This window comes from Rhodococcus sp. RDE2, from assembly GCF_020885655.1.
GTDB lineage: Bacteria > Actinomycetota > Actinomycetes > Mycobacteriales > Mycobacteriaceae > Rhodococcus > Rhodococcus pyridinivorans.
In genome coordinates, this window is record NZ_AP025186.1 from 4189529 (window position 1) to 4203203 (window position 13675).

The following is a 13675-nucleotide window of genomic DNA, read 5'->3' on the forward strand; positions in this document are numbered from 1 at the left end:
GTATCGGAGTGAGGTTCGTCGAGTGTCCGCTGAAGCTGTTGAGAAGAAGGGTCCGCTCGCGGGTGTCCGCGTCGTCGAGTTCAAGGGTCTCGGTCCCGGCCCGCACGCCGCGACCCTGCTCGCCGATCTCGGCGCCGATGTCGTCATCGTGCAGCGCCCCGGCGAGATCCCGCCGGAGGGACAGCGCGATCCGATTCAGCGCAACCGTCGCATCGTCGAGGCCAACCTCAAGGATCCCGCCGACATCGAGAAGGTCCTGACCCTGCTCGAGCGCGCCGACGTCCTCATCGAGGGCTTCCGTCCCGGCGTCACCGAACGACTCGGCCTCGGACCGGACGCGGTCCTCGAGCGCAACCCGCGCATCGTCTACGGCCGCATGACCGGCTGGGGCCAGGAGGGCCCGCTCGCCAACGCCGCCGGCCACGACATCAACTACATCTCCCTCACCGGCGTCCTGCACGCCATCGGCCGCCAGGGCGAGCGTCCGGTGCCGCCGCTGAACATGGTCGGCGACTTCGGTGGCGGTTCGATGTTCCTCGTCTTCGGCATCCTGTCCGCCCTCGTCGAGCGTCAGACCTCCGGCAAGGGCCAGGTCGTCGACGCGGCGATGGTCGACGGCGCCCTCGCGCTGTCGCACATGATGTGGGCGTTCCGTGGTCGCGGCGTGTGGTCGGACGAGCGCGGCGTCAACCTGCTCGACACCGGTGCCCCGTTCTACGACGTGTACGAGACCAAGGACGGCAAGTACATGGCCGTCGGTTCCATCGAGCCGCAGTTCTACGCGCTGCTGCTGCAGGGCCTCGAGCTCGATCCGGCCGACCTGCCGCAGCAGCTCGACACCTCCCGCTGGGCGGAGATGAAGAAGATCTTCACCGACAAGTTCCTGTCGAAGACCCGCGACGAGTGGACCGAGATCTTCCTCGGCACCGATGCCTGCGTCTCCCCGGTCCTCACCTTCGCGGAGGCCGAGAAGAACGAGCATCTCGTCGCCCGCGGGTCACTGATCGAGATCGACGGGGTCGTGCAGCACGCACCGGCGCCGCGCTTCTCCCGCACCCCCGCCGGCGAGCCGGCCGGTCCGGCGGCCGAGGCCACCGACATCGAGACCCTCTGGGTCTGATCATCCGGCCCGGGCCCGGGATCGTCACGGTGTTCTACCGATACGGTTCCGGGCCCGTCCCATCCGCGGGAAAGCCACCGATCGCGCCGGGATCGGTGTGCTATCAACACCGTCATGAGTGATGGGGTGGGAGCCGCGATCCATCGATCGGCGGCCACGGCACGAGCACGAGCGCGCACCGCGGTCCCGGGCCGCGTCCCGGAGGTGCTCGACGTCCGCAGCAAGGACGGCACCCGCATCCACACCGAGGCCTACGGGCCCGCCGCCGCTCCGACGATCGTCCTGGCGCACGGCATCCTGTGCGAACTCGGCTTCTGGCGCAACCAGATTCGTGATCGGAGCGACGACTACCGGGTGGTCGCCTTCGATCACCGCGGTCACGGACGCAGCCAGGCCGCCCCTGCCAGGGCGTACACGATGGACCACCTCGCCGACGATCTCCACGCCGTGCTGGGCGCGGCCGCACCCGACGGCCGACCCGTCGTGGTCGCCGGGCACTCCATGGGTGGCATCGCCGTGATGGCCTGGGCCGAACGGTATCCGCGCGATGTCGACGCACGGGTGTCGGCCGTGGGCCTGGTCAACACCACACCGGGCGAGATCTTCGACAACGTGCAGTTCCTGCGCGGACCGCAGAGCCTGACGAAGGTGCGGCGCCGCGTCGCGCAGACCGTCGTCCCCCTGGCACGGATGCCGCTCCCCCAGCGGATGCCGCTGCGCAAGCATCTGCTCTCCCGCGTCGCCGTCGGGACGGGAGCGGCCGCGACGATCACCGCGGACGTCGACCGCATGCTCGGCCGCACCTCGGCACGCGGTCGCGGCGGCTACGGCCGGCTGCTGGTGAACATGATCGACACCGTCGACCCCTCCGCGATCACCGCTCCCACGGTGGTGATCGCGGGCAGCCACGACCGGATCTCACCGCCGGGCCGATCGGAGTGGATCGCCGAGCGCCTGCCGAACCTGCTCGAACTGCGCACCTTCGACAGCGGGCACTGCGGCCCCCTCGAACGTCCCCGCGAGGTGTCGGCGGCGCTGCGCGAGCTGATCGACATGTCCTGACGGACAGAATCAGACGACGAGCCGCGCCTCATCGGGTGTGCGCCCGGAGGCGACCTGGTCGTAGGCGGCGGCCATGGCCTCGACGGCGTCGTCGAGGACCTCGACGTCCTGCGTGTACGGCAGGCGCACGAAGTGTTCGAACGCGCCCTGCACACCGAAGCGCGGACCGGCGGAGAGCAGCACACCGTGGGACGGCGCGGCCGCAGCCAGCGAGGTCGACACCGGCTCGGGCATCCGCGCCCACAGCGACATTCCGCCCTGACCCGGCGTGTACTCCCAGTCGGGCAGCCGGCGGTCCAAGGCGTCGCACAGCGCACGACGTCGTTCCCTCAACGCGGCGCGGCGACGTTCGAGCAGTTCGTCGACGTCGGAGAGCAGATGCGCGGCCGCGAGCTGTTCCATGACGGGCGTGCCCAGGTCGACTGCGGTCCGCGCTCCGGCCAGCCGGACGATCGTGTCGCGGTCGGCGCGGATCCATCCCACCCGCAGACCACCCCACAGCGATTTCGCCGTCGAGCCGACCGTCACCACCGACGCGCCGGCAGGCATGGCTGCGACGGGAGGCGGCGGCGGGGCGTCGAGCCACAGATCGACCATCGACTCGTCGACGACGAGCGTGGTCCGCGTGTCGCGCATGATGCGGGCCAGTTCGGCGCGGCCGTCCTCGTCGAGGCACAGACCCGTGGGGTTGTGGAAGTCGGGGACGAGGAAGGCGGTGCGAGCTGCGGTCTGCCGGACGGCACTGGCGACACCGTCGAGATCCCAGCCGCCGTGCGGGCCGTTCTCCGGGCGCACCGGAACCGGCACCGGGCGCGCGCCGTAGCGGCGAATCGCTTCGAGCGCATTGGGATAGGTAGGGTGGTCGACGACCACCCGGTCGCCGGGGTCGTCGAGCACACCGAGCAGCAGGCGCATCGCGTGCTGCGCCCCGGAGGTGACCATGATCTGGTCGGGCGAGGTGGGCAGTCCACGCTCGCAGTAGCGACGGGCGATGACCTCGCGCAGCACCGACACCCCGATCGGTTCCATGCCGTGCGAGTCGAGATAGGTCGACATCGACCGCAGCGCCGCCGCATACGCCGCCTCGATCTCCGCTGCCGGCGCGGGCAGCGAGGCGTTGCTCAGATCGATCGCCGGACCGATCGGCATCCGGGACCCGGTGTTCTCGGAGTCCCGGCGAGCAGGCACCGCGACCGTGCTGCGGGCGCCCTGGCGGCTGCGCAGATAACCCTCTTCCCGCAGCGCCGCGTAGGCGGATGCGACGGTGGTGCGGCTCACCGACAGCGCGGCGGCGAGTTCCCGCTCGCTGGGCAGGGCGACCCCGAGCGGAACGCGACCGTCGTGCACGAGCAGGCGGATGCTGTCCGCGAGCGCCCGGTAGGCAGGGCGGGGATCGGCGCGAGCGGAGCGACGGGAATGCGACTGTCCGGAATCCTGCCAGTTGCCGAGGTCGCGGACGAGCGAACCGGCTCCGATCGCTCGAGTGATCACCGATCCAGTATGCCCCGCACCGCGCGGGCGGGATCAGGACGGTGGATCGAGCACCTGACGGAACAGGACCGTCCCTCGCGAGTCGAGCAACTCGACCCGCATCTGCTTTGTCGCTCCGTCGACGAACACCTCCCCGAAGTGCTGATATCCGTCCATCGGTGAGGTGTTCGCCGCCGGGGGCGCGTGCACGAAGACGGCCTCGGGACCGAACGTCCCGTCCAACTCGTTGGGTCCGAAAGCACCGGCGTTGAGCGGTCCCGAGACGAACTCCCAGAACTCGTCGAAGTCGGTGAACGAGGCGCGGTCCGGCGAATAGTGATGCGCGGCCGTGTAGTGCACGTCTGCGGACAACCACACGGTGCCGGTGATCCTGCGCGCCTTGACCGCCGACAGGACCTGCGCGATCTCCGATTCCCGGCCCGAGGGAGCGCCGTTGTCCCCGTTCGCGATTCCTTCGAAGGCCGTGTCGCCGTCGGGTACGACCAGGCCGATCGGCAGGTCGGCGGCGATGATCTTCCAGGTGGCGGTCGAACGGGTGAGTTCGTCGATGAGCCACCGCGTCTGCGCGCTGCCGAGCACCTGCCCCGCCGCGCCGACGTTGGTGCCGTTGGCGTCCTTGTAGGTCCGCATGTCGAGTACGAAGACGTCGAGCAGCGGTCCGTACCGCACGACCCGGTGGATGCGTCCGTCGACGGCCTCCGCCGGATCGAGCGGGAGCCACTCGTGGAAGGCACGGAAAGCCCGCTCCGCCAGGACGTCCACGCTCTTCTCGGTGTACTGCTCGAGATCCAGGATCTCACCCGCGTACCAGTTGTTGACGGTCTCGTGGTCGTCCCACTGCACGATCTGCGCGACGGAGGAGTTGAACCGCCGATAGTTCTCGTCCATGAGGTTGTAGGCGTACTGTCCGCGGTACTCGTCGAGTGTCTGCGCCACGGCGCTCTTGGCCTCGGTGACGACGTTGCGCCAGATCCGGCCGTCCGGCAGCTCGACGGTCTCCTTCAGCGGGTTGTCGGCGTACACGACGTCGCCGGAATGCACGAACAGGTGCGGGTCGCGACGGGCCATCGTGTCGAAGATCGTCATCCCACCGATGTCGGGGTTGATACCGAAGCCCTGACCGGCGGTGTCGCCGGACCACTGCAGCCTGATGTCGCCGGGAGCGGTCGGGGCGGTGCGGAACAGACCCGTCACCGGCTCGGACGTGGCGCCGTCCTCACCTTCGAGGACGACACGGTAGTGCACCTGCTCACCGGCCGGCAGTCCCGTCAGCCGCAGTCGGCCGGTTCCGTCCGTCTCGGGCGTCAGCAGACCACCCACGTGCCGGACGGGATCGGTGAAGGATTCGGTGGCCGCCGTCTCCACGACGAGCCGCGCCGGTCGATCCGAGCGCGCCCACACGAGCGCCCCGTCGGCCCGCACATCACCGGCGGCCACACCGTGGGTGAGGATCGGCCGCTCACGGACCAGGCCCGGCGTTGCAACGGAACTTCCCGACGAGCACGCCACCGCCGGAGCCGCGAGGGCTCCGAGCGCGACGGTGCGTAGCAAGGTTCGACGGGACACGTACATGGTTCTCCCCGGGGTCCGACGGACTGTGCGGGACGAGCGTGCACAGTCCGTGCGAACCGTCGGTGAACATGCAGTGAGGGATCGGCGCCCGTCCGACGACGAATCGGAGCGGGCCGGGAGTTACCCCGTCAGCGGATGACGTCGCGCCGGACGATCGTCTCGTCGCGGCCCGGTCCGACACCGATGCAGGAGATGTAGGCGCCGGAGAGCTCCTCGAGACGCAGCACGTAGTTCTGTGCGTTCTGCGGCAGCTCCTCGAAGGTGCGGGCATGGGTGATGTCCTCCCACCAGCCCGGCATCTCCTCGTAGATCGGCTTGGCGTGGTGCACGTCGGTTTGCGTCATCGGCATCTCGTCGACACGAACACCGTCGACCTCGTAACCGACGCAGATCGGCACGGTGTCGAGCCCCGACAGCACGTCGAGCTTGGTAAGGAAGTAGTCGGTGATGCCGTTGACGCGGGTCGCGTAGCGGGCGATGACGGCGTCGAACCATCCCGTGCGGCGGGCGCGACCGGTGGTGACACCGACCTCTCCGCCCTGCTTGGCCAGGTAGGCGCCGTGGTCGTCGAACAGCTCGGTCGGGAACGGACCGGAACCGACGCGGGTGGTGTAGGCCTTGAGGATGCCCAGCACCGTCGAGATCTTCGCCGGGCCGATACCCGAACCGACAGCGGCGCCGCCGGCGGTGGGGTTGGACGACGTCACGTACGGATAGGTGCCGTGGTCGACGTCGAGCAGCGTGCCCTGCGACCCCTCGAGGAGGATCGTGTCGCCGCGCTCGAGCGCCTTGTTCAGTTCGAGGCGCGTGTCGGTGATGCGGTGCTTGAAACCCTCGGCCTGGGTGAGCACCTCGTCGACGACCTGCTGCGGGTCGAGCGCCTTGCGGTTGTAGATCTTGACGAGCACCTGGTTCTTGAATTCCAGTGCGGCCTCGACCTTCTGGGTGAGGATCTTCTCGTCGAGCACATCGGCGACCCGCACGCCCACGCGGGCGATCTTGTCCTGGTAGCACGGGCCGATACCGCGTCCGGTGGTGCCGATCTTCTTCTTGCCGAGGAAGCGTTCGGTGACCTTGTCGATGGCCACGTGGTACGGCATGATCAGGTGCGCATCGGCCGAGAGCAGCAGACGGGACGTGTCGACGTCGCGCTTCTCGAGGCCTTCGAGCTCGGTGAGCAGCACACCCGGATCCACCACGACACCGTTGCCGATGACGTTGTTGACGCCGGGCGTCAGGATGCCCGACGGGATCAGGTGCAGGGCGAACTTGTCGCCGTTGGGCAGCACGACCGTGTGACCGGCGTTGTTGCCGCCCTGGTAGCGCACGACCCACTGCAGACGTCCGCCGAGTAGATCGGTAGCTTTGCCCTTGCCCTCGTCGCCCCACTGGGCTCCGATCAGGACGATTGCCGGCATGTCGCGCTCTCCTCAGGCAGGTGTCTACGTGCGGGCGGTCTCGCCTGCAGGGTCCTGCCCAACCGGGCAGCAGCCGGGACCACAGTGTAGTCCACCCTCCGACGAGCGCGAATGACGGGACTGCAGAAGCGCCGGAGCTGCGGCGCGCGGTGGCGGGTCGCCGCCGCCCTCCCCCACCGGCTTCCCATTACAGTGGACGCAGCCGAGAGCCCGACGAACCCGACCCCTCGAGGAGACCCGTTGACCCCGGTAGTGCTCAGATGCGGTGACGTGCCATTGCCGTTGGCGCTGACCCCCGTGACCGCACTGTCTGCGCCTGCCCTCCCCGAGAAGGACGACTTCGAGGACGTCTTCGCGCATCTCGAGTCGGTGGAGGACCCTCGTCTGATCCTCGTAGGCAACGACGCCGCGTTCGCCGCGACCGTCACCCGGCTGATGCGCACCGAACGTCTCGACCTGGAGGTCGCGTACGTCCCGGAGACACGAACCCCGGCCACGGAGGCGTACGGGCTGCGGACGGGGTCGAAGGCCGCCACCGTCGCCCTGCAGGGGGTCGCGAAGCCGTTGCCGCTCATCCGCGACGACGCCGGTATCGCCCTCGTCGGCCGTGCGCTGCTGTGCGGCGAGAACGGCGATGCTCTCGTCGGGGAGGCCTACGTCGACGACACCCGCCTGTTCTCCGGCACGGTGCCCGGCATCCGCGTCGAACCCACCCCCGCGATGCCCGGTCTGCGGGCCGCGATCGACCGGCCGCGCTGGTTCGGCGGCTACAAGTGGCTGACGGGCCGGGCCATGCAGTTGGGTTCCCCCGCCGCGGTCGTCACCCGCGACGGGGTCGCGAACCCCCGGGCTCTCAAGCGGTCGACCTTCTACCGGCACGACAAGAAGTGGAAGCTCGTCCGCTGAGACCCATTTTCAGCCGACGTTGACGCCGTAGTCCCGTGCGATGCCCGCCAGACCGGAGGCGTAGCCCTGGCCGATGGCGCGGAACTTCCACTCGCCACCGTGGCGGTACAGCTCACCGAAGACCATCGCGGTCTCGGTGGACGCATCCTCGGTGAGGTCGTAGCGGGCGAGTTCCCGGCCGTCGGCGCGGTCGACGACGCGGATGAACGCGTTGCGCACCTGACCGAACGACTGGCCCCGCGCGTCGGCGTCGTGGATCGACACCGGGAAGACGATCGACTTGACCTCCGCGGGAACGGCGACGAGGTCGACGTTCACGCTCTCGTCGTCGCCCTCGCCCTCGCCGGTGAGGTTGTCGCCGGTGTGCTCGACGGAGCCGTCCGGCGAACGCAGGTTGTTGTAGAAGACGAAATGCTGGTCGGACAGGACCTTGCCGTTCTCGCTCGTCAGCAGTGCACTGGCGTCGAGATCGAAGTCCGCGCCGGTCGTCGCGCGCACGTCCCAGCCGAGACCCACCGTCACCGCCGTCAGGTTCGGAGCCTCCTTCGACAGCGAAACGTTGCCGCCCTTGGCCAAGCTCACACCCATACCGAATCCTTTCGCTCGATGATCGTTGCCTACTGCCACCCTAGTGAAGACCGGACGAGTCGGGCAGGGACGTGTGAAGGCCGTCCCGCGGGGGTAGTCGCAGGGCACCGGACGATGGCCGGGGACAGTGTTCCCGGCCTTTCGGTGTGTACGGCGAATGTCGCGCGAGGGAGAAGAGGGGTCGGCTGTGGTGATTCGAGTCGCGTCGGTACCTGCGTCGCACGTCTACGTCCGGCACCTCGCCTGCCCGGAGGGCGACGACGTGATCCGGTTGACGGATCCGGTTCCCGCCGACGGCCGCAAGGTGCCCGGTGGCTGGTGGCCGCCGTTGATGCTCGAACCTGGCTGGGTGAGCGCCCACCACGAGGAATTCGACGTCTTCCACATCCATTTCGGATTCGACGCGATCGGCGCGGAGCAGCTGCAGGACGTCGTCGCCGAACTCGCCGAACACGACAAGCCTCTCGTGTACACGGTGCACGACCTGCGGAACCCGCACCATCCCACCCCCGGTGAGCACCACAAGCAACTCGACGTGCTGATTCCGGCCGCGGACGAACTGATCACCCTCACGCCGGGCGCAGCCGAGCGGATCCGTCTGCGCTGGGGCCGAGAGGCGACGGTCCTGCCGCATCCGCACGTCGTCGAACAGCACTGGCTCGAGCGACCGCGTCGCGACGAGAGTCCGTTCGTCGTGGGGGTCCACGCGAAGAGCCTGCGCGCGAACATGGATCTGTTCCCGGTGCTCGACACGATGGCCGGGACCGTGCGCTCGCTTCCCGATGCGGTGTTGCAGATCAACGTGCACGACGAGATCTTCGATCCCGACAATGCGTACTGGTACAACCCGGAAGCCGGTTCCCGCATCCTGCAGTACGGGGAGCAACCCCAGGTGGACGTGCGGGTGCATCCGTACTTCTCCGACGACGAACTGTGGCAGTACCTCTCGGACCTGTCGGTGTCGGTGCTGCCCTACCGTTTCGGAACCCATTCGGGTTGGCTCGAAGCGTGTTTCGACCTCGGCACCGCGGTGGTCGCGCCGAGTTGTGGCTTCTACGGCGAGCAACGCCGGTGCGGTGTGTACACCTACGACGAGGACACCTTCGACGCCGGCACGCTCGATCGTTGCGTGCGAGAACTGTACGAGAGCAGAGACCTTCCGCGAGCCGACTGGTTGCAACGTATGGACGAACGTCGCGCCCTGGCCCGCGCCCATCGTGACATCTACCTGCGCGCGATGAGCGGCCGGAGCGGATCATGACGCCGTTGCGCATCGCGCTCATCGCGTCGAACAGATATCCGATCCGCCAACCCTTCGCCGGCGGACTCGAAGCGCACGTGTGGCATCTCGCCCACGCGCTCGGCAAGGACGGCCACGAGGTGACGCTCTTCGCCGCACCGGGATCCGATCCGGACCTTCCGGCCTCGTTCCTCGAGGTGCCGTCCTTCGAGGTCAGCGAACTCTCACGCAGCGACGTGTCGATGCCCCCGGCGAACGGCTTCCTCGGCGACCACCACGCCTACCTGTCGCTGATGCTCGATCTCGCCGGACCGTCCGCCGATGCTTTCGACGTCGTGCACAATCACAGCCTGCACTACCTGCCGATAGCGATGGCCCGCATGTTGCGCACCCCGTTGCTCTGCACGCTGCACACGCCGCCGACGCCGTGGCTCGAGTCGGCGATGGCGACCCCGGGTGGGTGCCCGGGCACGTTCGTCGCGGTCAGCCGGCACACCGCGACGGCCTGGGAACACGCCACGCCCGGTCCGGTGGCGGTCGTGCCCAACGGTGTGGACCTCGGAGCGTGGCCGGTCGGTTCGGGTGGCGAGGACCTGATCTGGTTCGGCCGCCTCGTGCCGGAGAAGGGCGCGCATCTCGCGATCGAGGCTGCGCGCCGGGCCGGTTACCGGCTGCGGATCGCGGGCCCGATCAGCAACCGGGGGTACTTCGCGGAACACGTCGAACCGTTCCTCGGTCCCGACGTGATCTATCTCGGTCATCTTTCCCAGCCGGATCTCGCTGCCGCGGTGGGACGTTCGGCAGCAGCACTCATCACCCCGCAATGGGACGAACCGTACGGGCTCGTCGTCGCCGAGTCCCTCGCATGCGGGACACCCGTGGTGGCCTTCGCGCGCGGCGGCATCCCGGAGGTCGTCGACGAGAGCAGCGGACGCCTGGTCGCGCCGGACGACATCGACGGCCTGGCCGCGGCGATACCCCGCGCTGTCGGTCTGTCCCGTGCCTCCGCCCGGGCCCGCGCGGAGGAGCGTTGTTCGGAACGCACGATGGTCGATGCCTACGTCTCGCTGTATCGGGAACTCGCTGGAGCGGCATGATCGGCTACTACATCCATCATCACGGGCACGGGCACCGCACCCGCGCGAGCAGCATCTGCGCGCATCTGCGGACGCCGGTGACGGCATTGTCGTCGGCGCCGCTCGGCACTGCCGCCGACGCCTTCGACGACGTGGTGCTGCTCCTCCGCGACGACCTCGCCGTCGACACCGCGCAGGACCCGACGGCCCACGACGTCCTCCACTGGGTTCCCACCCACGACGACGGGCTCCGCGAACGCATGCACGCACTGGGATCGTGGATCGCCGCGACGCGCCCGAGCCTGCTGGTGGTGGACGTGTCGGTGGAGGTGACGCTCCTCGCCCGGTTGTACGGCATCCCGGTCGTGGTGCTCGCGATGCCCGGCGAACGAACCGACACCGCGCACACGCTGGCCTACAGCGTCGCCGACCACCTCATCGCACCGTGGTCGCAGGACGTCTACGATCCGCACTGGCTGCGCTCGTACGCCACCTCGTACGTCGGCGGGATCAGCCGTTTCGACGGTCGCCCGTCTCCCACCCGCACAGCCGGTGAGAAGCCGAGGGTCCTCGTCATGAGCGGCAGCGGCGGGTCGTCGATCACCGTCGACGATCTGCACCGGTTCTCGTCGCGCTTCCCTCAGTACGAATGGGAGGGTCTCGGTGTCGCGGGCGGCCCGTGGATCGACGATCCGTGGCCCGCCCTCACTGGCGCCGACGTCGTGATCGGGCACGCGGGTCAGAACACCATCGCCGACATCGCGGCCGCCGCGCAACCTGCAGTCGTGATCGCCGAATCCCGACCGTTCGACGAACAGCGTTCCACCGCAACCGCTCTGGAGAAGGCCGGACTGGCGGTGGGTCTCGACGGCTGGCCCGACCCGGACCGCTGGCCCGAACTGATCGAGCGAGCACGCAGCGTCGACCCTGTCGAATGGAAACGCTGGCAGGTCGACGGTGCCGCAGCGCGCGCGGCTGCGATCCTGGACGATCTAGCGGAGCGATCGTGACCGTCTCGGTCGTCACGGTCGCCGCAGGTCGCGGCACGCATCTGCGACGCCAACTCGACGGCCTCGCACGCAGCACCCGGACACCCGACGAGCACATCGTTGTCGCGATGGGTGATCCGGAGGTCGCGGAGGTCGTCGCCGCGGCGGGCTCGTCGGCGCGAGTTGTGGAGATGGACGTCGACTCCGCGAAACTGCCGGTCGGCGAGGCACGGAATCTGGGTGCGCGGACGGCGTCGTCGGATCTGCTCGTCTTCCTCGACGTCGATTGCATCCCCGCTCCCGACCTGATCGAACGGTATGTCGAGGCGGCCGGCCGGCACCCGGCTGCGCTGCTCAACGGTCCGGTCACCTATCTGTCCGAACCGGGTGCCAGCGGTTACGACCTCGACCGGCTCGGCGACTCGATCGATCCGCATCCGGCCCGTCCGTTCCCCTCCTCGGGTGAGATCGTGCTGGACGACAGGCACGAATTGTTCTGGTCGCTGTCGTTCGCGACCCGTTCACTCGTATGGGATCGCATCGGCGGGTTCTGCACCGCCTACACCGGATACGGCAGCGAGGACACCGACTTCGGCCAGAAGGCCGCGCGCGCCGGAGTACCCATGGCCTGGGTCGGCGGCGCCCACGCCTTCCACCAGTACCACCCGGTGTCGAGCCCACCGGTCGAGCATCTCGACGATATCCTCACCAATGCCGCGCTGTTCCAGAAACGTTGGGGGTGGTGGCCGATGCGGGGGTGGCTCGACGAGTTCGAGCGTCTCGGTCTCGCCGCTTTCGACACCCGGGAGCGGCGATGGGTACGCACTCGACCGTGAACTGGTATCACGGCGTGTGCTAATTTCGGCACCGTCATTACGACGACGCCAGAGGAAGCCGGTGCGATTCCGGCGCGGTCCCGCCACTGTGACCGGGGAGTGATCTCCGGAAGTCAGATACTCCCGTCGTCGTACCTCCTTGCCCGGGGCGGACTTCCCCGAGAGAGGGCGATATCGCCATGCGTGTACGCGCAGCATTCCCGAAACTCGTCGTGGCGCTCACAACCGCGAGTGTGCTGGTCACCGGTTGTTCGACCTCGGCCTCCGAAGTGGACACCTCCGCCGCGGACGGCTGCATCACCGATTTCGATCCGTCCGCCGACTACTTCCCCGACAAGTCCGAGATCGTCGACGCCGAGAACTTCTCGATCACCTACGAGAAGAGCTACCAGGTGCTCACCGTGAACGAGCCGTTCTCCGCGGCACCGCCGGAGTCGTACGTGCTGGTCAAGTGTGGTGCTCCCGCTCCGGAACTGTCCGGTGAACTCGCCGACGCGCAGCAGATCACCGTCCCGATCACCAGCCTGTACTCGGGATCGACCACCCACCTTCCGCTCGTGACCGAACTCGATGCCCTCGACGTGCTCACCGGTGTCTCGAACGGCTCCAATGTCTCCGACGCAGCGGTGATCGAACGCATCGAATCGGGCGAGATCGCCGAGTATGCCGCGGGCGGCAACATCGACACCGAAGCCGTCGTGCTCGCGGCACCGGACGTTCTCATGACCGGCGGTACCGACGATCCCGCCTACGCCCAACTGCGGGAGGCCGGCATCGGTGTGGTCGCCAATGCCGAGTGGCTCGAGGCGTCACCGCTGGGACGCGCAGAGTGGATCAAGGTGATGGCCGCGCTCACCGGCAAGGAGAAGGAGGCGGCACAGGTCTACGACGATATCCGGAACCGTTATCTCGATGTGGCGGCGAAAGCCTCCGACGTGGAACCGGCTCCCGTTCTGCTGGGTGGGATGGCACAGGGCACGTGGTACATGTCCTCCGGCGGCAGCTTCATGGGCCGGTTGTTCAGCGACGCCGGTGCGCAGTGGCCGTGGCAGGACGTGACCACCACCGGGTCGCTTCCCCTCGATTTCGAGGCCGTGGTCGCAGAGGCGTCCGATGCCCCGACGTGGCTCGTGGTGAACAGCTGGACGTCGATCGGTGATGCACTTGCCGACGACGAGCGGTACGGCTCGCTGGCCGCCGTCGGCACCGGCCGGGTGTGGAACGCGAACAAGGCCCTCGGTCCCAACGGTGGAAACGACTTCTATGAGCGAGGCGTCCTGCGGCCCGACCTGATCCTGTCGGACCTCGTGGCGATTCTGCATCCCGACCTGCTGCCCGACCACGAATTCACGTTCTACCAACAGCTACCGGCATGAC

The 13675-nt window shown here is 68.4% G+C and carries 12 protein-coding genes and 1 riboswitch; of the genes, 8 read left to right on the plus strand and 4 right to left on the minus strand.

Annotation, left to right across the window (positions count from 1 at the left end; genetic code table 11):
* Window positions 1-22: 22 nt before the first annotated feature.
* The gene (locus LPH33_RS19540; RefSeq protein WP_060650535.1) at window positions 23-1120 is read left to right on the plus strand and encodes a CaiB/BaiF CoA transferase family protein; all 1098 of its coding nucleotides are present in this window, start codon (window positions 23-25) and stop codon (window positions 1118-1120) included.
* 114 nt (window positions 1121-1234) lie between these two features.
* Window positions 1235-2182 (plus strand): alpha/beta fold hydrolase, encoded by a 948-nt coding sequence (locus tag LPH33_RS19545; protein WP_229565534.1) that lies wholly within the window; start codon window positions 1235-1237, stop codon window positions 2180-2182.
* Between the two features lie 9 nt (window positions 2183-2191).
* Here LPH33_RS19545 and LPH33_RS19550 read toward each other — a convergent pair whose 3' ends face one another.
* The 3 genes from LPH33_RS19550 to LPH33_RS19560 all read right to left on the minus strand — a co-directional run bounded on the left by LPH33_RS19550 (window position 2192) and on the right by LPH33_RS19560 (window position 6663).
* Window positions 2192-3673: a PLP-dependent aminotransferase family protein gene (locus tag LPH33_RS19550; protein ID WP_229565536.1), complete on the minus strand. Its 1482-nt coding sequence runs from the start codon at window positions 3671-3673 to the stop codon at window positions 2192-2194.
* 33 nt (window positions 3674-3706) lie between these two features.
* Window positions 3707-5245: an alkaline phosphatase D family protein gene (locus LPH33_RS19555; RefSeq protein ID WP_229565538.1), complete on the minus strand. Its 1539-nt coding sequence runs from the start codon at window positions 5243-5245 to the stop codon at window positions 3707-3709.
* A 128-nt stretch (window positions 5246-5373) separates the two neighbouring features.
* On the minus strand, window positions 5374-6663 hold the full coding sequence (locus LPH33_RS19560; RefSeq protein ID WP_229565539.1) for an adenylosuccinate synthase: 1290 nt from the start codon (window positions 6661-6663) through the stop codon (window positions 5374-5376).
* A gap of 252 nt (window positions 6664-6915) precedes the next feature.
* On the opposite strand from LPH33_RS19560, the gene LPH33_RS19565 reads away from it, so the two are divergent.
* A complete protein-coding gene (locus LPH33_RS19565; RefSeq protein WP_024101848.1) occupies window positions 6916-7569 on the plus strand; it encodes a hypothetical protein in 654 nt (217 codons plus the stop codon).
* Between the two features lie 9 nt (window positions 7570-7578).
* On the opposite strand, the gene LPH33_RS19570 is transcribed toward LPH33_RS19565, so the two are convergent.
* Complete coding sequence (locus tag LPH33_RS19570; protein WP_006552942.1) at window positions 7579-8157, minus strand: TerD family protein; 579 nt, start codon at window positions 8155-8157, stop codon at window positions 7579-7581.
* Window positions 8158-8347: 190 nt separating this feature from the next.
* Here LPH33_RS19570 and LPH33_RS19575 point away from each other — a divergent pair, with 190 nt between their 5' ends.
* The 5 genes from LPH33_RS19575 to LPH33_RS19595 all read left to right on the plus strand — a co-directional run bounded on the left by LPH33_RS19575 (window position 8348) and on the right by LPH33_RS19595 (window position 13674).
* A complete protein-coding gene (locus LPH33_RS19575; RefSeq protein ID WP_229568402.1) occupies window positions 8348-9418 on the plus strand; it encodes a glycosyltransferase family 1 protein in 1071 nt (356 codons plus the stop codon).
* Window positions 9415-10494, plus strand: coding sequence for a glycosyltransferase family 4 protein (locus tag LPH33_RS19580; RefSeq protein ID WP_229565541.1), 1080 nt, complete (start codon window positions 9415-9417; stop codon window positions 10492-10494). The genes LPH33_RS19575 and LPH33_RS19580 overlap by 4 nt, the downstream gene beginning before the upstream one ends.
* Window positions 10491-11483 (plus strand): glycosyltransferase, encoded by a 993-nt coding sequence (locus tag LPH33_RS19585; protein WP_229565542.1) that lies wholly within the window; start codon window positions 10491-10493, stop codon window positions 11481-11483. The genes LPH33_RS19580 and LPH33_RS19585 overlap by 4 nt, the downstream gene beginning before the upstream one ends.
* Window positions 11480-12298, plus strand: a complete 819-nt coding sequence (locus LPH33_RS19590; protein WP_229565544.1) for a glycosyltransferase family 2 protein — start codon at window positions 11480-11482, stop codon at window positions 12296-12298. The genes LPH33_RS19585 and LPH33_RS19590 overlap by 4 nt, the downstream gene beginning before the upstream one ends.
* A 50-nt stretch (window positions 12299-12348) precedes the next feature.
* Window positions 12349-12421: riboswitch (cobalamin riboswitch) on the plus strand.
* 56 nt (window positions 12422-12477) lie between these two features.
* Entirely contained in the window at window positions 12478-13674 is a 1197-nt protein-coding gene (locus LPH33_RS19595; protein ID WP_229565546.1) for an ABC transporter substrate-binding protein, read from the plus strand.
* Window position 13675: the final 1 nt, after the last annotated feature.